Source organism: Nocardioides sp. (assembly GCF_036405735.1).
Lineage (GTDB): Bacteria > Actinomycetota > Actinomycetes > Propionibacteriales > Nocardioidaceae > Nocardioides.
Genome location: NZ_DASWXC010000089.1, coordinates 1 through 17,817, shown reverse-complemented (window position 1 = coordinate 17,817; position 17,817 = coordinate 1). Strand labels below are relative to the sequence as shown.

General features: G+C 73.5%; 12 protein-coding genes. 3 read left to right on the top strand and 9 right to left on the bottom strand.

All coding sequences use genetic code 11. The annotated features are described in order from the left end of the window. Positions 1–37: 37 nt before the first annotated feature. The gene (locus tag VGE38_RS14400; RefSeq protein ID WP_331143242.1) at positions 38–1,606 is read right to left on the bottom strand and encodes an APC family permease; all 1,569 of its coding nucleotides are present in this window, start codon (positions 1,604–1,606) and stop codon (positions 38–40) included. Between the two features lie 153 nt (positions 1,607–1,759). Between VGE38_RS14400 and VGE38_RS14395 the strand changes: the two genes are divergently transcribed. Beyond that, a complete protein-coding gene (locus tag VGE38_RS14395) occupies positions 1,760–3,139 on the top strand; it encodes a flavin monoamine oxidase family protein (protein WP_331143241.1) in 1,380 nt (459 codons plus the stop codon). Between the two features lie 53 nt (positions 3,140–3,192). Next, positions 3,193–4,062 carry a TetR/AcrR family transcriptional regulator gene (locus VGE38_RS14390; RefSeq protein ID WP_331143240.1) on the top strand — a complete coding sequence of 290 codons (870 nt, stop codon included), beginning with the start codon at positions 3,193–3,195 and terminating at the stop codon, positions 4,060–4,062. A gap of 31 nt (positions 4,063–4,093) precedes the next feature. Here the strand turns inward: VGE38_RS14390 and VGE38_RS14385 are convergent, their stop codons facing one another. After that, positions 4,094–5,038, bottom strand: coding sequence for a 1,4-dihydroxy-2-naphthoyl-CoA synthase (locus VGE38_RS14385; RefSeq protein WP_331143239.1), 945 nt, complete (start codon positions 5,036–5,038; stop codon positions 4,094–4,096). Positions 5,039–5,094: 56 nt separating this feature from the next. Here VGE38_RS14385 and VGE38_RS14380 point away from each other — a divergent pair, with 56 nt between their 5' ends. Continuing rightward, positions 5,095–5,538, top strand: a complete 444-nt coding sequence (locus tag VGE38_RS14380; protein ID WP_331143238.1) for a nitroreductase family deazaflavin-dependent oxidoreductase — start codon at positions 5,095–5,097, stop codon at positions 5,536–5,538. A gap of 107 nt (positions 5,539–5,645) precedes the next feature. Here VGE38_RS14380 and VGE38_RS14375 read toward each other — a convergent pair whose 3' ends face one another. The 7 genes from VGE38_RS14375 to VGE38_RS14345 all read right to left on the bottom strand — a co-directional run bounded on the left by VGE38_RS14375 (position 5,646) and on the right by VGE38_RS14345 (position 17,514). Continuing rightward, the gene (locus VGE38_RS14375) at positions 5,646–6,254 is read right to left on the bottom strand and encodes an ACT domain-containing protein (protein WP_331143237.1); all 609 of its coding nucleotides are present in this window, start codon (positions 6,252–6,254) and stop codon (positions 5,646–5,648) included. Between the two features lie 68 nt (positions 6,255–6,322). After that, complete coding sequence (recD, locus tag VGE38_RS14370; RefSeq protein ID WP_331143236.1) at positions 6,323–8,098, bottom strand: exodeoxyribonuclease V subunit alpha; 1,776 nt, start codon at positions 8,096–8,098, stop codon at positions 6,323–6,325. Then, positions 8,095–11,490 (bottom strand): UvrD-helicase domain-containing protein, encoded by a 3,396-nt coding sequence (locus VGE38_RS14365; RefSeq protein ID WP_331143235.1) that lies wholly within the window; start codon positions 11,488–11,490, stop codon positions 8,095–8,097. The genes recD and VGE38_RS14365 overlap by 4 nt, the downstream gene beginning before the upstream one ends. Next, complete coding sequence (gene recC / locus VGE38_RS14360; protein ID WP_331143234.1) at positions 11,487–14,858, bottom strand: exodeoxyribonuclease V subunit gamma; 3,372 nt, start codon at positions 14,856–14,858, stop codon at positions 11,487–11,489. Before recC ends, VGE38_RS14365 begins: the two co-directional genes overlap by 4 nt. Positions 14,859–14,906: 48 nt before the next feature. Further along, a complete protein-coding gene (locus tag VGE38_RS14355; protein ID WP_331143233.1) occupies positions 14,907–16,037 on the bottom strand; it encodes a PQQ-dependent sugar dehydrogenase in 1,131 nt (376 codons plus the stop codon). 28 nt (positions 16,038–16,065) lie between these two features. Next, positions 16,066–16,857, bottom strand: a complete 792-nt coding sequence (locus VGE38_RS14350; RefSeq protein ID WP_331143232.1) for a glycosyltransferase family 2 protein — start codon at positions 16,855–16,857, stop codon at positions 16,066–16,068. A 117-nt stretch (positions 16,858–16,974) separates the two neighbouring features. Further along, positions 16,975–17,514 carry a PGPGW domain-containing protein gene (locus tag VGE38_RS14345; RefSeq protein ID WP_331143231.1) on the bottom strand — a complete coding sequence of 180 codons (540 nt, stop codon included), beginning with the start codon at positions 17,512–17,514 and terminating at the stop codon, positions 16,975–16,977. Between the last annotated feature and the right edge of the window lie 303 nt (positions 17,515–17,817).

The following is a 17,817-nucleotide window of genomic DNA, read 5'->3' as shown; positions in this document are numbered from 1 at the left end:
GCATCCGTCGGCGGTCGGCGTCAGCAGCGGTCCGGGGTCAGGCGCGCTCCTGGCCGACCGGCTCGCGCCCAAGGTCGTCGGCGTCGAGCGGCGGCAGGCCCTCGTCGAAGAACTCCGGCGCCCGGCGGGACCAGATGGCCATCAGCACCAGGCCGAGCAGCATCGTGAGGACGCCGATGATGAACACGCCGCCGATCTCCCAGTGCGGGCCGAACGGCAGGGTCCAGGTCGTGTAGCTCGACTCCGGGCTCCAGTTGTTGCGGAGGCTCCACAGGCCGGCGGCGACCAGCACGAGGCCGCCGATCGCCGGCAGGATGCAGCGCATCCAACGGACCCGGGCACCGCCGGCCACACCGCGGTGCGCCCAGGCCGAGGTGAGCCCCGTCAGGCCGTAGTAGAACGCGATCATCAGACCGCACGACGAGACCGCGTCCCCGATGACCTGTCCGTCGGCCAGGAAGTTCATGATCACGTAGAACGTGGCCCCGGCGAGAGCGGTGAGGATCGTCCCGACGGTCGGCACCCGGTAGCGGGGGTGGATGCGCGAGAAGGCCTTCGGGATCGCGCCGAAGCTCGACATCGACAGCATGGTGCGCCCGAGGGTGAGGATCGTGGTCTCGGTCGACGCCGCCGCCGAGGTGAGCACCATCAGCACCAGCAGGTGGTAGGCGACCGATCCGATGCCGCTGCCCCCGAAGACCGCGTGACCGAGAGCCGAGAAGACGTCGCCGGAGTTCTCGGGGTTCGTCAGCCCGACGCCGGTCGACCCGATGCCGGCGAAGGCGAGCGTGGCGACCGTCGCGCCGAGGTAGAGGGCGAGCAGCAGGATGGTGGACATCGTCGCCGCGCGACCGGGGATCCGCCGGGCGTCGGCCGTCTCCTCGGTGACGGTGACCGCCGTCTCCCAGCCCCAGTAGATGAAGAGCATCAGCACCAGCGCACTGACGAACGAGTTGGCGGAGTCGATCGCGAACGGGTTGAACCAGGACCAGTGCGGGGTCTCCGATCCGGGGGCACCGTTGCCGCTGTAGGCCTTGACCAGCGCGACGCCGGCGAAGATCGCGAGCATCGCGAACTCGACGTACAGCAGCACGCGCTGGACCGCCGCGGCGACCTCGATGCCGCGGTAGCAGACCAGTCCCATGAGGGCGATCCACCCGAGCCCGACCAGGAGCACCCACGGGCTCGAGGCGTCGGAGCCGATGTCGTCGGCACCGAAGAGGAGGAAGACGTACTGTCCGGCGACCTGGGCCAGGCTGCCCATGACGAGCACGAACGACGCGATGATCGCCCAGCCGCCCATGAATCCCACGCGGGGGCCGAGCACCCGGCTGGCCCAGGTGAAGATCGTGCCGCAGTCGGGGTCGGCGCGGTTGAGCGCGGCGTACCCGAACGACACGAACAGGATCGGCACGAAGGCCAGCAGCACGATCACCGGTGCCTGGAAGCCGACGTAGGCGACGATGAAGGTCAGGGTGGCGGCCAGGCTGTACGCCGGCGCCGCGGACGCGGTGGCGAGGATGACGCTGCTCGCCATGCCGAGTGCTCCGGGACGCAGGCCCTTGCCGGTCGGCTCGGTCGGTGTCGTCTGATGGTCGTTCGTCATGTCGTCCCTCGGGGCTGGTGGTGGCGGAAGGAGTGATCTGCGCAACATTGATCCGAGCGTCAATCTTGCGGAGCCCACTCGGCGTGTCAAGGGTCGTGCGGACATTTGTCGCAACTCTTGACCAGCGAATCAATCTTGCGAACACTGTCCGCCATGACTCCCCCCAGCTCCCTCGGCCCCCTTCCCTCCCGTGCTCGCGTCGTCGTGGTCGGCGCCGGCTATGCGGGGCTCTCCGCCGCACTCCGGTTGCACGACCTCGGCATCGAGGTCCTGGTCCTCGAGGCCGCGGACCGGGTCGGCGGCCGGGTCCACTCCGAGGACCGCGGCGACCTCGTGATCGACCATGGCGGGCAGTGGGTCGGCCCGACGCAGAAGCACCTCCTCGCGCTGGCGGCCCGCTTCGACTGCGCCACGTTCCCCACCTGGGAGACCGGCGAGCACGTCGAGGTCTGGCGCGACGGCTCGACGGTCGGGTACGTCGGCGCCGCGCCCACCAGCGGACCCGGCATCGAGGACTACGAGCGCATCACCGACGAGCTCGACGAGCTCGCCCGGCGGGTGGACCTCGAGCACCCGTGGCTGACCCCGGACTTCGAGGCGCTCGACGCCATGACCGCGGAGGACTGGTTCCGCTCCCGCACGTCCGACGAGGACGCGCTCGCCCGGCTGGCGCTCACGATCCAGGGCGTGTGGTGCACCGAGCCGCGCGAGATCTCGATGCTGCACGTGCTGTTCTACGTCCACGCCGCCGGAGGGTACGAGCAGCTGATGGAGACCGGCGGCTGCGCCCAGGACAGCCGCTTCGTCGACGGGGCCGCGGCGCCGGCGCGGGCCGTCGCCGGGCTCCTCGGCGACCGGGTCCGCCTGGGGACGGCCGTCACCTCGCTCGAGCAGAGGGACGGCCACGTCGTCGTCCACACCGCCGACGGCGAAGTGACCGCCGAGCGCGTCATCGTCACGGTTCCGCCCACCGCCACCGGACGCATCACGTTCACCCCGCCGCTGCCGGCGGCGCATCAGGGCTGGCGGGCACAGGCCGCCATGGGACGGGTGGCGAAGGTCCACGCCGCCTACGACATCCCCTTCTGGCGCGCCGACGGCCACTCCGGCGTCGCGACGCTCTACCACGACCGTGCGGTGGGCGTGGTCTTCGACAACTCCCCGCACGACGCGCGACGCGGCGTCCTGGTCGCCTTCGTGTACGGCGATCGACTCGACGCCTGGGCACAGCTCGACGACGCCGCCCGGCGGGCCGCCGTCCTCGACGACCTGGCGCGCACCGTCGGACCGCAGGCGCTCAGTCCGACCGACTACACCGAGAAGATCTGGCCCGCCGACCCGTACGCCGAGGGGGGCTACGAGGCGTACCTGCGGCCCGGTGGCTGGTCGGCGTACGGCCGGGACGGGTGGCGCACCCCCGCCGGCTCCGTCCACTTCGCCGGCAGCGAGACGGCCAGCGTGTGGAACGGCTACATCGACGGCGCCATCTCGTCGGGCGAACGCGCCGCCGAGGAGGTCGCGGCCGTGCTCTGAGCCCGCGGCCGGGCGGACGCGCAGGCTCCACCATGGGCACAATGGGTCACACCATGACTGCCAGCATCCCCGGCGAGGCCGAGACCGTCGCCGACCGCGCCCGCCGGGTCGTCCGAGCCTCAGGGATGAGCCAGCGGGAGTTCGCGGCCAGGATCGGGATGGACCAGACCGCGCTCTCCAAGGGCCTGCGCGGCACCCGCCGGCTCAGCGACACCGAGCTGCGCGCCATCGCGCGCGTCGGGCGGGTGCCGCTGAAGTTCCTCACCTCCGACGCCGCCACTCCGCCCGCGGCGCTGCTGGCCGCTGAGGAGCGGAGCACGCGGCTGCGCGCGGAGCCCGTGGACGCGCAGGTCCGCCGCAACCAGATCCTCGAGGCGACCGCGCGCCTGATCGCGCAACGCGGCTTCCACAGCGTCCGGGTCGCCGACATCGCGCGGGTCTGCGACACGAGTCCCGCCACGCTGCACTACCACTTCAGCTCCAAGGACGACGCTCTGCGCGACGCGCTCGCCTTCTACTCCGAGCGGCTCCACCAGCGCCTCGCGGAGGAGTTCGCGACCGTGTCCTCCCCCGTCGACAAGCTGCGCCGCCTTATCGACGTGCAGCTCCCCGCGTCGCCCGAGGACGTCGAGGAGTGGTCGGTCTGGGTCCAGTCGTGGAACGAGGCCATGATCCAGCCCTCGCTCCGCGACCCGCAGCGCCAGGCCTACGCCCGCTGGCGCGACGTGGTGCTCGGCCTGATCCGTGAGTGCCAGGCCACCGGCCTCGCCGCCGACGCGGACGCCGACCTGCTGGCCACCCGCTTCACCGCCCTGGTCGACGGCCTCGCCATCCAGCTCCTCACCGGCACGCCCCACATGACGGTGGACCGGATGCGCGAGGTGCTGCTCGACAGCTTCGAGCCACACCTGTCGCTGAGGTGATCTGCCGCCGGATCTGTGCCGGCGCGGGCGCTCAGTAGTACCAGGGGTACGGGCTCCAGTCCGGCTCCCGCTTCTCCAGGAACTGGTCGCGGCCCTCCTGGGCCTCGTCGGTCATGTACGCCAGCCGGGTGGTCTCGCCGGCGAAGAGCTGCTGGCCGACGAGTCCGTCGTCGAGCAGGTTGAAGGAGTACTTCAGCATCCGCTGCGCGGTCGGGCTCTTGCCGTTGATCTTGCGGCCCCACTCCAGAGCGACCTTCTCCAGCTGCGCATGCTCGACGACGCGGTTGACGGCGCCCATGCGGTGCATGGTCTCGGCGTCGTACTCCTCGGCGAGGAAGAAGATCTCGCGGGCGAACTTCTGGCCGACTTGGCGCGCGAGGTAGGCCGAGCCGTAGCCGCCGTCGAAGGAGCCCACGTCGGCGTCGGTCTGCTTGAACCGCGCGTGCTCGCGGGAGGCGAGCGTCAGGTCGCACACGACGTGGAGACTGTGGCCGCCGCCGGCCGCCCAACCGGGTACGACGCAGATGACGACCTTCGGCATGAAGCGGATCAGCCGCTGGCACTCCAGGATGTGCAGCCGCGCCAGCCGTGCCTTGTCGATGACGCTCGGCTCCTCGGCCCCGGTGTCGCCCGCGCTGATCGCCTTGTCCTCGTACTGGTAGCCCGCCCGCCCGCGGATCCGCTGGTCGCCGCCGGTGCAGAAGGCCCACTTACCGTTCTTGGCGCTCGGTCCGTTGCCGGTGAGGATGACGCAGCCGACGTCGGCCGACGTCCGGGCGTGCTCGAGGGTGCGCAGCAGCTCGTCGACGGTGTGGGGCCGGAACGCGTTGAGCACGTCGGGCCGGTCGAAGGCGATCCGGACGGTGCCGTGCTCCTTGGCGCGGTGGTAGGTCAGGTCGGTGAGGTCGTCGAAGCCGGGGACGACGTCCCAGTCGGCCGGGTCGAAGATCTCGCTGACTCCCTCGATGGCGCTCATGGGTCGTGAGGCTATCGGCCCGGAATACGCGCCGCCCGCGCGGTCTTGTGGTGGACATGACACTTCAGGGTGAGTACGCCCCCAGCGAATGGGGCTGGGTCCGCGACCAGATCGAGGAGTTCGAGAAGAGCAACGGCGCCCGCGCCAACACACTGCGCGGCACCAACGACCCGATCGTCGTCATCACCCACCTGGGTGCGAAGTCGGGGAAGATCCGCAAGATCGGGCTGATGCGTGTCGAGCGCGACGGTCGCTACCTCGCGGTCGGCTCCAAGGGCGGTGCCCCCGAGAACCCCGCCTGGGTCGCCAACTTCCGCGCGCACCCGCAGGTCGAGCTCCAGGACGGCCCGGTCAAGAAGACCTACGCGGTCCGCGAGCTCGCCGGCCCCGAGCGTGAGGAGTGGTGGGAGTACGCCGTCGCGACATGGTCGACCTACGGCGAGTACCAGAAGAAGACCGACCGGCTGATCCCGCTCTTCCTGCTCGAGCCGGTCGACTGACCGCTTCTCCAAAAGGTCACCGTGACTGTTGCCTGTGAGAGTGACCCTTCCGAAGGGTCACTCTCGCCGCGAGCGGTCACGGTGACCTTTTGCGCGGGGGCGGGCGGTCAGGGGCGGGCGATGGAGGTCGCCAGGCTGACCAGGTGACCGAGCCGGGCCAGCTCGGAGTCGAGGAACTCCGGGCCACCCCGGCGGCCCATGAGGATGATCTCGTTGCCGTCGATCCGGGCGCCGGCGTACAGCGTCTCCTCGTCGCCCTCGACCTCGAGCCGCATCGGGCCCTCGATCTCGACGAACGGCAGGTCCTCGGGCGCGGACTCGGTGCCGGCGATCGTGCCGCCCACCCGGTGGACGCGAAGCGCCCAGTCGGCGCGGAAGGTCTGCGGCAGCACGTGCACGAGCCGGGTGAGCGCCTCGTCGGGGCGCTCGGTGAGGTCCTCGACGGCCTCGAGGTCGAGGAACAGGTTGCCGCCGGCGGCGTACCGGCTGATCCAGATCACCCGCACGCCGTCGAGGGCGTTGCAGGCCGACACGATCGAGTCCGGCATGCCGCCCGGGGCGGTCTCGAGCAGCACGTCGTCGACCGCGGTGCCGTGGTGGGACTTCTCAACGATCTCGATCGCCTCGATGTCGCCACCGGCCTCACCGATGGCGCTTGCCAGGCGGCCCAGCGAACCGGGGACGTCGGGCAGCTCGACGCGCAGCAGGTAAGGCATGCCTTGACCCTAGCGCCGCAGCCGTGTCGTACCCGGGCGTCACCAGCACTCGGGCCGATGGTCCCGCCTCAGGGCGCGAGCCGCTGGCGCAGGCCAGTGGCCCGCTGCGCCTGCGTCCCCACGGCAGCTCGTACGGCGGCCTCGGACCCGATCACCCGCACGTGCTGCCTGGCCCGCGTGACGGCGGTGTAGAACAGCTCGCGGGTCAGCAGCCGCGAGGAGTCCTCGGGCAGCAGCACGGTGACCCGGTCGGCCTGGCTGCCCTGGCTCTTGTGGATGGTCATCGCGTGCATCGTCTCGACCGCCTCGAGCCGGCCCGGTGCGAAGTCGCGCAGCCCGCCGGACCCCGCCACCCAGGCGCGCAGCCGGCCGTCCGGCTGCTGCACGGCCACGCCGGTCTCGCCGTTGTAGACGCCCAGGGCGTAGTCGTTGCTGGTGACGAGGATCGGGCGGCCGACGTACCAGGCGGCGTAGGCCTCGACGCCGGTCTCCTCGGCGATCCAGCGCTCGACCTGGCGGTTCCAGTGCCGGATGCCGTAAGGGCCCTCCCGGTGGGCGCAGAGCAGCCGGTGCCGGTCGAGCGCGGCCACGGCGCCGGCGGGGTCCGCTGCCTCCGCGGCGGCACGGACGGCCAGGGCCGAGGCGAGCACCTCGGCCCGGAGCACCGGCCCCGGGTCGTCGGTCTCCACGAACTCCACCTCGGCCGACGGCCGGCGCAGGGCTTCCAGCACCCCGTCGGCGTCACCGAGCCGGAGCGCCTCGGCGACCGACTGGATGTCGCGCTCGGAGCGGAAGTTGGTGGTGAGTCCGACCACGGGCGAGTCGGGCCGGCCGTCGTACCCGGCGACGAGGTCGGCGAGGACGGCGCCGGCACCCACGCTGGTGAGCTGGCGCGGATCGCCCACGAGCACGAGCCGGGCCTCGGGGCGAACGGCCTCGAGCAGTCGCGCCATCAGCGTCAGCTCGACCATCGAGGTCTCGTCGACCACGACCACGTCGTACTTCAGCCGGTTGCCGCGATCGTGGCGGAACCGGGTGACGTTGTCGGAGCGCCAGCCCAGCAGCCGGTGGAGCGTCACGGCGTCGGGACGGCCGACGCGGTCGCGGTCCTCGGTGGGTAGCTCGGCGAGCTCGTGGTCGACCGCCTCCTGCAGCCGGGTGGCGGCCTTGCCGGTGGGCGCGCTGAGCGCGATCGAGAGCCGACGGCCCTGCTGGGCGGCCTGGTCGGCGAGGAGGGCCAGCAGGCGGGCGACCGTGGTGGTCTTCCCGGTGCCCGGACCGCCCGTGAGCACGGTGGTCCACTGCCGCACGGCCCGTACGGCGGCCGCCTCCTGCTCCGCGCTGAGCCGACCGCCGCGCACCCGATCGAGCGCGGCGGTCAGGGCCGCCTCGTCGACCGGCGGCGCCGGCCGCTGCAGGCGGGCGCCGAGGTCGTCGACGATCTGCCCTTCGAGGCGGTGGAACCGGTCGAGGTAGAGAAGGCCGTGGTCGACCCGGACCGCGCCGGCGGCGGCGAGCGGTGAGGCGGCCACCTGGTGGAGCCAGGCGTCGGGGTCCGGCCAGGCGACATCGGGGGCGAGGTCCGGCACAGTGGTCGGATCGAGGCAGACCGAGCCGTGCCGCACGGCCCGCACCGCCAGGGCGACCGCCGCGAGCACCTGCTCGTCGGCCTCGCCGCCCAGGTCGCCGAGCCGCGCCGCCACGTGGACGTCGGCCGGCTCCAGCACCCCGGCGACGTTGAGCTCGCCCAGCAGTCCGGAGGCGCCGCGCACGAGGCGGCTGTCGTGCTCGGAGGTCGGCGCGAAGACGCCCAGCGTTGTCGGCCCGATCGTCGATCCGGTCATCGGCCGGCTCCCGTCGTGACGCGTCCGTCGAGCAGGTCGGAGACCGCCTCGACCAGCGCGACCGGCGGCCGCCACGACCACACCCCGCACGGGTCGCCGCCGACGAGCGGCGTGTCCGGTCCGCACATGCCGCGGACGTAGAGGTAGAGCACCCCACCGAGATGGACCGCCGGGTCGTAGCCGGGCTGCCGCCAGCGCAGGAACCGGTGCAGCACTACGGCGTACAACAGCGCCTGCAGCGGGTAGTCGGAGTGGCCCATGGCGGCGGCGAGCAGCTCGGGGCGGTAGTCATGGGCGGTGAGCGGCCGCTCGAGGTCCCCGAGCCGGTTGGTCTTGTAGTCGACGACGAGGTAGCGCGGCTCACCACCGTCGGGTCGGACCCGCATCACCAGGTCGAGCGACCCGGTCAGGTAGCCGCGCAGGCTCTGACCGCCCAACGCCGGTCGGTCGAGCGCGTCGGCGTAGGCACGCACCGGGTCGCCGTCGGGCAGGTGCGCGCGCAGCAGCGGCGCCAGCGCGCCGAGTCGCGTCTCACCGGTCCCTCGGTGGTCGAGCCGACGAGCGGAGCGAGTCGTGTCGAGACCACCTCCGTCGCCCCCGGCCAGCGGCAGCTCGAACTCCATCTCGCGGAGCCGGTCACGCAGCGGCACCTGCCGCAGCGTCGTGCCGGCCAGCGGGCCGAGCGGGCTGTCGAGGACCTGCACGAGCGCGTCGGCCAGCACACCCACGTCGAGATCGACCGGCCACCGGACCAGCTGCTCCTCGATCTGACCGAGCAGCTCGGCGCGCAGGTCGGCAGCGTCGGGATCGGTGTGCTCGAGCACGCCGTGCACCAGCGAGCCGAAGGTCGCACCCACCGGCAGGTCCGCCATCGGCGATGCGCTCGAGGGCACGGGGTGCACGGGGTCGGCGGGCAGGTCCGTCGTCACGGTGGTCGTCGAGGTGGTCGTCAGGGTGGCCGCCAGGCCCTCATCCTGCTTGGCGGTGGCCTCGGGCTCGCAGGCGACCAGCGGCGCGGGCGTGTCAGCGACGGCGGTGAGCGCGGAGTACGACGTACGCCGCCACGCCGTGTCGACCTCGCGGGTGAACCGCCGCACCGCGAGCTGTCCCGCCGGCTCGCGCGGCGGGTCGGCCGCCTCGGGCGCCCACCGCGCCGGCTCGGGCACCGGTCCGCCTGCCTCCTGCCAGTGCCGGAAGACCATGGCGGCGTCCTCGTCGGACCGGTTGTCGAACTCCTGGGGCACCTCGGCCTGCCCCGGGCGACGGCCCTGCATCATCCGGTGCAGCGGCGACGCCGGCGTGTTGCGCGTCGGCGCCCACCAGGCCACGACCTGTGACTGGGCGCGGGTCACCGCGACGTAGAGCAGCCGGAGCCACTCCCCCGCCTCCTCGCGCGCCCAGCGGGCGACGTGGTCACCCCAGCCGGGCCCACTGCCACCGACGTTGAGGCAGCGATGGCCCTCGTCGTCGTGGAAGAGCGGTGTGCTCGGCTTCGGCACGTTGCGGTCCCACAGCGAGGGGACGTAGACGACGGGGTACTCGAGCCCCTTGCTGGCGTGGATCGTCACCAGCTGGACCGCCGCGGCGTCGGAGTCGAGGCGACGGGTGCGCTCGGCGCCGCGCCCGGCGCGGCCCTCGGCGATCTGCCCCCGCAGCCACGCCACCATGGCGACCGGGCCGAGCCGCTCGGACAGGGCCACCTCGTGGAGTGCCTCGCCGATGTGGCGCAGGTCGGTGAGTCGGCGCTCGCCGCCGACCGTGCTCAGGACGCGTGCGGTCAGGCCCGCCGCGGTCGCCGCCTCGAGCACCGCCGCGACACCCCGCAGCGTGAAGACCTCGGCCCAGCGTCGCAGCCGCTCGGCGACGTCGTCGGTGAGCTGGTCACCGCCGGCATCGAGCGCCTCCGGCGTCTGCCCGACGAAGCAGGTCAGCGCCGCCGCCCGGACCCGGGCCGTGCGGTGCGGCTGCTCGAGCGCCTCCAGCAGCTCGAGCCACTCCACGGCGGCCGGGGTCGCGAAGACCGACCCGCCGCCGGCGATCACGGCCGGGACCCCGACCTCGCGCAGCGCCTGCTGGGCCGCGGCGAGGTCGGCGTGGCGGTAGGCGATGACCGCGACGTCGCGCGGCTCGAGCGGCCGCCCGTCGAAGGTCGCCCGGGACGCGAGCAGCGCCTTCACGTCGAGCGCCAGGTCCTGGGCGATGTGCGGGCGTACGTCGCCCACCGTCAGGGGGCGGGTGCCGCGCCGGCCGAGCTGCTCACGACTCACCACCCGCAGCCGGAACGGCGCCGGTTGTGGCGCACCCGCCAGCCGGGTCCCGGCGTGGTGGGCAGCGACGTCGTGGACCACGATCCGCTCGTCTCCGAGCGCCGCCCCGGCGAGCAGCCGCTGGAAGGAGGTGAGCAGCGCGTCGTCGCTGCGCCAGTTCGTGTCGAGGGTGTGCTGGACGGCAGCGGTGCTCGCAGCCTGGAGGTACGTCGTCACGTCGCCGCCCCGGAAGGCGTAGATCGCCTGTTTGGGGTCGCCGATGAGCACCATCGTGGCGTGCCCCGAGAACGCCCGGTCCAGCACCTGCCACTGCACCGGGTCGGTGTCCTGGAACTCGTCGACCAGCACGATCCGCCACCGCTGCCGCATCCGAGCCCTGGCGGGGGCGTCGGGATCGGCGAGCGCGTCGGCGAGCTGGCTGAGCAGGTCGTCGTAGGAGAGGATCCCGAGCCGCCGCTTGCGCCGTTCGAGCTCCTCGCGGACCTTGCGGGCGAACGCGACGCGGCGGCCGGCGGGACTCTGCGGGTCGGCGTCGCCCGGCTCCAGCCGCGCCTGCGGGTCGGCGACCGCGGCCCGCGCGATCTGGCGGGCGACCGCGATCGGGAAGTCGGGCTCGGCGTCCCCGAACGCGTAGGCGCGCAGATAGAGGTCGTCGACGACCTCGGTCAGCAGGTCGTCGAGGTCCTCCACCAGCCGCGCTCGGATGTCGGTGTCACCGGCCACGCCGAGCGAGGACAGCACCAGGCTGCAGAACTGGTGCGTCGTGGCGATCGTCGCGGCGTCGAACCCGGCCAGCGCCTCACTCACCCGGCGGTGCCGGCACGCCCGCTCGGCGGGGTCGTCGACGAGCAGCACGTCCATGAGGTCGGTGGCCGGCACCTCCTCCCCGGCCAACGCGCGCTCGGCCTCGACCAGCTGCGCCCGCACCCGCTCACGCAGCTCCTGGCTGGCGGCGCGGCCGAACGTGACGACCAGCAGCTCCTCGAGCCGAGCATGGCCCTCGGCGACGTACCGGGTCACGAGCGCGCCGATGGTCCAGGTCTTGCCGGTGCCGGCGCTGGCCTCCAGCAGGGTGGTGCCGGTGGGCAGCGGGCCGGTGATGTCGAAGGCGCTCGGGCGGGTCATAGAGGCCCCACCCTCTCCAGCCCCGTCACCAGCGGCTCCCACACCCGCCAGGCCAGGTCGCCGAGCCCCGCGTCGAGCAGGCACTCGACCGGTGCGCGGTCACCCCACACCCGGACGTGCGGAGCCTCGGCGTCCTCACCGGTGATGCCGTAGGCGTTGTTCGGGTCGGTGCGCCACTCGCGCGCCGCCGCCTCGGCCGGTGACACGTCCTGTCCGGCCAGCTCGCGGACCCGTGCCTCCGCCCACGCGCAGGACGCGGCCACCGGCAGCGGCAGCGGCCGCCGCAGCCCCTCGTCGCGCAGCGCCACCAGCTCGCGCAGCCAGTCGGCCGCACGGTGGTCGACGGGGCCGGCGAGCGCCCGCACCGGGCCGGCCCGGTGCTTGCCGACCGCGTGCGCCGTCCAGTGCTCGTCGGGGTGGGTGGCGCTCAGGGCCAGCAGGTCGACCCAGGAGTGCAGTCGCTGCTTGGCCTTGAGCCGCCCGAACCCGAGCGAGACCACCTTGCTGCCGTGTACGCCGGTGACGGTGCCGGTGAGCCGACGGCCGCCGCCCAGGTCGACGTCCACGTCGATGCTGCGCGGCTGGCCCGCCCGGAGGTCGGCGGTGCGGGCGACCAGCTGCTGCGCCTCACCGGCGATCGTCGTCAACGCCCGCGTGCCGAGCGTGCCGGGCGGCAGGGTGCCGCGCAGCTGCTCCGCGAGCAGCACCGCGGTCGGGTCCTGCCCCGCCATCACCTCGCGGAGCAACCGGTCGCCGACGTCCCACTTCTCCAGGCCGCCGAGGTCGATCGGGATCGCGTCGGCGACCTCCTCGGCCTCCAGCGGCGTGGACACGTCGAGCCGGTCGCGCAGGAACGCCCGCGCCGGATGGGCGAGGAACCGCTTGAGCTCTTCCAACGTCACGTCCCCGCTGGGCGCTGCCGGCAAGGGACCCGGCAGGAACGCGGCCCGACTCGTCCGCTCGCCGGCGGCCGCACGCGCTCCGGCCAGCGCGGTGGCGTCGAAGCTGAACGGTCGCCCGTCGCCGACCAGCGCTCCCGGCTTCAGGTTGCGGGCGTCGTACGGCTGGAGCGGGTGCCGCACCAGCACGCGGTCGCGGACGGGCGCGGCGGTGGTGCGGTCGAGAGCGTCCAGGATCTCGCCGAGGGGTACGGCGGGCGGCCGCCCCGCCCCGCTGTGCTCGTTGGCGCCGGTGTAGGTGACGACGAGCGTCTCGGTCGCGGCCAGGATCGCGTCGAGGAGCAGCTGACGGTCCTCACTGCGGGCGTCGCGCTCACCGGTGAGCGGTCGCCGGGCCAGCACGTCGTCGCCGTCGACCGCTCCGGTGCGGGGGAAGACGCCGTCGTCGAGTCCGATCAGGCAGACGACCCGGTGCGGGACCGAGCGCATCGGCACCATCGTGCAGACGGTCAGCGTGCCGGTGCGGAAGTTGGCCCGGGTGGGTCGGCCCGCGAGCCGCGACTCCAGCAACGCGCGGACGTCGGCGAGGCGCAGGCCAATCCCGTTGACGCCCCGGTTGACCTCGCTGTCGACGGCCCGGGCCAGCTCGCGCTCGAACTGCGGCACCTGCCAGGCGTCGTCGGTCTCGACCTCCGTCAACCCCCGGACTCCGTCGCGGAGCGCCGACATCCAGGCCTCGATGCCGTGGGCGGCACCCAGGCCGCGCAGGCAGGTCTCCAGCCGGTTGAGCAACTCGGCCAGACGACCGGCGAGGTCGATGTCGCCGCTGCCGACGTCGTCGAGCGGCAGGCCCCGTCCCAGATGCGCGTGGTCGTCACCGCTCATCGCGACGCCGAGCAGGATCCGGTCCAGCCCTGCCCGCCAGGTGTTGTGACCGAACCCCTGCATCTGGAAGCCCGCCCGCTGGTCGGCGTCGAGCCCCCAGCGGATGCCCGCCTCACCGACCCAGCGGGTGATGCGGCTCAGGTCGTCGTCGGTGAGCCGGAACCGCCGCCGCACCGGCTCCGCCGAGGCCAGGTCGAGCACCTCGCTGGCCGTGATCCGGCCACCGGCCAGCCCGACGAGGTCGAGGGCCACGGCGAGCAGCGGGTTGGTGCTGCTCAGCGCCCGGTCGGCGAGCCGCACCCGGAGCCGGTGGGCCGGATGCTCCTCGCCCTCCTCGATGACGTCAGCGAGGCCGAAGCCGGCCGAGATCAGCGGGGCGTAGGTCTCGATGTCGGGGCACATCACGAGGATGTCGCGCGGCTCCAGCGTCGGGTCGTCGTCCAGGAGCCCGACCAGCACCTCGCGCAGCACGTCGACCTGCCGCGCCGGGCCGTGGCAGGCGTGGACCTGGACGCTGCGGTCGTCGTCGGCGTGCACGCGGGCGGCGCGCTCGGCGGGGCTCGGTGCGTGGTTGGCGCGCAGGTCGGCCTGGAGCAGGCCGAGCAGGGTCGTCGGCTGGGGGGTGGTCTCGACGCGGCTCGCTTCGCTCGCCGGCTCGACCACCGGGGACGGCCCGGCCGCGAGCGGGTCGAGGGTGCGGCGCAGCTCGCGGGCGTCGCGGCCCAGCGAGGCGAGCAGCGGGTGGCCGACGCGCTCGACGGAGGTGTCCGCGAGCCGCGGCACCGGTCCGCCCAGTCCCGACAGCGCGTCCCACAGCGCCGGCGAGGGCTGGGGCAACCAGAGGTGGACGTCACGATGGCGGCCCAGCGCGTCGAGCAGCTCGACCTCGGTAGCGGGCAGCCGCGTGTGGCCGAAGAGCGAGAGCCGCTCCGGCAGCTCGAGCGCCTCGCCACCGGCCGCGAGCAGCTCGCAGGTGCGAATGTGACGCTCGTCGGGTGCAACCTCGCCGGCCGCGGCGAGCCTGGCGACCAGACGCCGCCACAGCTCGGCCTGCCAGTGCAGGTCGGCATCGAGGGGCGCACCGGCGCCGTCGGTGTCGCGCCCGAGCCGCCAGTCGGTGAGGAGGGCGGGCCGCTGCACGGCGTACGACGCGAAGAGGCCGGCCAGCCGGCGCGCCACCGACCAGCGCCGGTCCTGCCGCAGCCGCGCCTCCTCGCCGGTGCGGCCGTGCCCGAGATGGCTGGCCAGCGTCGCGAGCCACGGCTCGTCGAGGTGGTCGTCGATGACGGCGAGCACCGGCCAGACCAGGCGGTCGGGGTCCCAGGCGTCGTCCCGCTCGCGTCCGAGCAGCAGGGAGACCAGCGATCGTGGCTGCAGGAACCGCACCCCGGCGCAGGCCCCGTCGCCGCGCTCCCCGGCACCGAGCCGATGCGAGAGTCGCTGGGTGAGCCAGCGCTCCACGCCCTTGGCCGGCACCACCACGACCTCCTCGGCGAACGGGTCGGGCAGCGGCACGCTCAGCAGCTCGCCGAGCGCGTCGGCGAGCTGGTCGGTGCGCGGTGCGCGGTGGAGATGGACCGCCATGTCGGTGGCAACCTACCGGCCGGCTCGGACATCGCCCCGTCGGCCGGCTCAGAGGGTGACGCGCAGGATCCGGTCGTCCCCGTCGCGTACGTCGCCCCGGCCGTCGCGGTTCGACGTCCCGACCCACAGCGAGCCGTCGGGGGCTGCCGCCACCATGCGGATCCTGCCGTGGCCCTCCAGGTGCCGTCGGCTCTCGCCGGTCACGAGGTCGACCGACCAGAGGCACTCGCCCCGGAGCGCCCCCAGCCAGGCCCGGTCCCCGGCGATGGCGACGCCGGCCGGCGAGCAGTCGTCGGTGTCCCACTGCGCCAGCGGGGCACGACCCGGACCGCCACGGCCCTCGACCCGGGGCCACCCGTAGTCGGCGCCGCGAAGGATCCGGTTGAGCTCGTCGTACGCCTTGTCGCCGAACTCCGAGGCCCACAGCCGGCCCTGCTCGTCGAAGGCGAGGCCCTCGACGTTGCGGTGCCCGCGGCTCCACACCGGTGTGGCCCCGGGATTGTCGCCCGGCGCCCCGCCGGCCTCGGTGAGCCGCAGCACCTTGCCGTTGAGCGAGGTGGGGTCGGCGGCGAGCTCACCGTCCTGCGCATCGCCGGTCGCGGCGTACAGCATCCCGTCGGGTCCGAAGGCGAGCGCACCGCCGTTGTGGTGCACGTTGGCCGCGATCCCGGCGAGCACGACCTCGGGCTCGCCGAGCCGCGCGCCGTCCCAGGTCATCCGCACCACCCGGTTGTCCTCGGCCGTGGTGAGGTAGGCGTAGAGCCAGGATCCGGAGGGATGCAGCGCCAGCCCGAGCAGTCCGCCCTCGCCGCCGCCGGCGCCCCCCGGCTTGACACCGGGCTCGACACCGGGGACCTCGCGCACCGGCACGACGCGCGACGCGCTGACCCGCACGATCCGCGCCCGGTCGCGCTCGGAGACCAGCGCGCTGCCATCGGGCAGGAAGGCGATCCCCCAGGGCACCGCGAGCCCGGTCGCCACCGTGCCCGCGACCTGCGGCTGGGTGGAGGGAGTAGGAGGCGTGGGCGTCCGCGGATCGGCGCTGGGCGTCGGCTCGGTGCCAGGACGTCCGGCGTCACAGGCGGCCAGCACCGTCGCGGGCGGCAGCGCCAGCGCGGCGCGCAGCAGCGCTCGCCGTCGTACGGCGGGAAGTCGGTCAGCGCGACGTGCGGCCGTCACACCGTCGACCGTAGCGGCCCGCGGTGGCTCAGGCGACCGAGCGGGTGCTCGCCTTGGCCCGGCTCGGCACGGCTCGCACCGGGGTGGGAGCCGGGAACGACTGCCCGGCATCGGCGGCGCGGCGCTCACGCCACAGGGCGTGCAGCAGGCGGAACGCCGGGAGCCGCTGGGGGCGACTGCCGAAGAGCCGGACCCGCTCGGTGCTCGGCACCTCGACCACCGCGGCGCCGGCGGCGGCGACCCGGCAGGCGAAGAGCACGTCGACGACCGTGTCGTGCGGACGGCGTCCGCCGAGGCCGGCGAGGTCGAGCTCGCGGGCGTAGTGGGTCCAGAGGGCGAAGCTGGCGTGCGCGACGTCGGTGAACCCCGCTCCGGTGATCCGGTTGGCGAACCACGACAGCAGCCGCAGCCAGACGATCGTGAGCGGGCTCAGCGCCGTGGAACCGCCTCCGACGACGACGCGCGACCCCTTGACGAAGTCGGCCCCGGCCGCGAGCGCCGCGACGTACCGCTCGATCTCGGTCGGGTCCGCGGAGCCGTCCACCGGCAGGGTGACGACGACGTCGCCGGTGGCCGCGGCGAAGCCCTCGGCCAGCGCGAGCCGTCGGCCTGCGGTGCGCGGCAGCCGTCGGATGGTCGCGTCGGGACGCACGGAGCGGGCGGCCTCGAGGGTGCCGTCGGAGCTCTCGCGGTCGACGATGACGATCTGGTGGACGAGGTCGCCCGACAGTTGACGCAGCACGAGCGCGACGCTGGTGGCCTGGTCCCGCACGGGAAGGACCACGCTGACGCGCAGCCGGTCGGCCGTCGTCGCTTCCATCTCGCTCGTCCCCCTCCACCGCGACCCCCCGTCGCGTCCCACCGCTGACCATAGGGCCACCCGGCCCCGCTCGGCAGTGCAGCGCGCGAGTGGCAACCGAACTGTAGGAGAGGTGTGTCAGTCGTTACCGGCGTGAGGGTGACGCCTCTCACGGTGTCGCTCGGCGTCGTGCTTCAGGTCCTCCACCGCGTCGGCCAGCTCGTGCTCGAGGTCGGCGACGGCCGCGGGGCGACCATGGAACCGGCGGTAGCTGTAGCCGATGAGGACCAGCGCCAGGATGCCGGAGAGGACCAGCGTCAGACCGGTCCAGGCGCCACCGAAGAGCCACCAGCGCTCGGCCACCGGCCACCAGCCCGGCGCGGCGGGCTGGAGCATCCACACCACCCCGAGGCCGATGACCCACAGGGCGGCGAGCAGCGAGAGCACGATCCGGGGCCACGTCTCGACGCCCTCCGCGGCGCCGCGCAGCGCGCGCAGCCGGATCGGGTCCAGGCGCCGCTCGGCCCAGTCGTAGTGCGGGGCCAGCAGCGCGATGCCGCCGAAGATCATGAGCAGTCCCGGCCCGGGCAGCACGAGCGCTGCCACACCGGCGACGACGAGAAGCCACCCGAGGGACTCCAGCACGAGCCGCTTCATCGCGGCGGCGGGCATGTCCATGGCATGAGGGTGGCAGACGGCCACAAGCCGTACGGCGGCAGGACCGTCGCCGGTGGCGGACAAGCACCGCCGAGAACTCGGGAATGACCCCCGACCATCACGAGAGATCCGCGGGAGAAATTGAAGGAACCCCTGGCGTCTCGGGTCACCAGGGGTTCCGTGCAGAAGATTGCCCGACCGACGTGGCGGTTGTCAGCCGTTCACACGAAGTTCCCCGAAATCGTGACCATGGTCCCGGTTTTCGGTGCCGTTCCCGGGGGCACGATCGCCGTAACTCCGCATGGGTGAGAAACAGCGGCGCCG

Excerpts from the sequence above, each read along its gene's own strand:
- VGE38_RS14380 (WP_331143238.1), top strand. The coding sequence starts at position 5,095 with ATGACACTTCAGGGTGAGTACGCCCCCAGCGAATGGGGCTGGGTCCGC.
- VGE38_RS14390 (WP_331143240.1), top strand. The coding sequence starts at position 3,193 with ATGACTGCCAGCATCCCCGGCGAGGCCGAGACCGTCGCCGACCGCGCC.
- VGE38_RS14395 (WP_331143241.1), top strand. The coding sequence starts at position 1,760 with ATGACTCCCCCCAGCTCCCTCGGCCCCCTTCCCTCCCGTGCTCGCGTC.
- VGE38_RS14375 (WP_331143237.1), bottom strand. The coding sequence starts at position 6,254 with ATGCCTTACCTGCTGCGCGTCGAGCTGCCCGACGTCCCCGGTTCGCTG.
- VGE38_RS14365 (WP_331143235.1), bottom strand. The coding sequence starts at position 11,490 with ATGACCCGCCCGAGCGCCTTCGACATCACCGGCCCGCTGCCCACCGGC.
- recD (WP_331143236.1), bottom strand. The coding sequence starts at position 8,098 with ATGACCGGATCGACGATCGGGCCGACAACGCTGGGCGTCTTCGCGCCG.
- VGE38_RS14400 (WP_331143242.1), bottom strand. The coding sequence starts at position 1,606 with ATGACGAACGACCATCAGACGACACCGACCGAGCCGACCGGCAAGGGC.
- VGE38_RS14385 (WP_331143239.1), bottom strand. The coding sequence starts at position 5,038 with ATGAGCGCCATCGAGGGAGTCAGCGAGATCTTCGACCCGGCCGACTGG.
- VGE38_RS14350 (WP_331143232.1), bottom strand. The coding sequence starts at position 16,857 with ATGGAAGCGACGACGGCCGACCGGCTGCGCGTCAGCGTGGTCCTTCCC.
- recC (WP_331143234.1), bottom strand. The coding sequence starts at position 14,858 with ATGGCGGTCCATCTCCACCGCGCACCGCGCACCGACCAGCTCGCCGAC.
- VGE38_RS14345 (WP_331143231.1), bottom strand. The coding sequence starts at position 17,514 with ATGGACATGCCCGCCGCCGCGATGAAGCGGCTCGTGCTGGAGTCCCTC.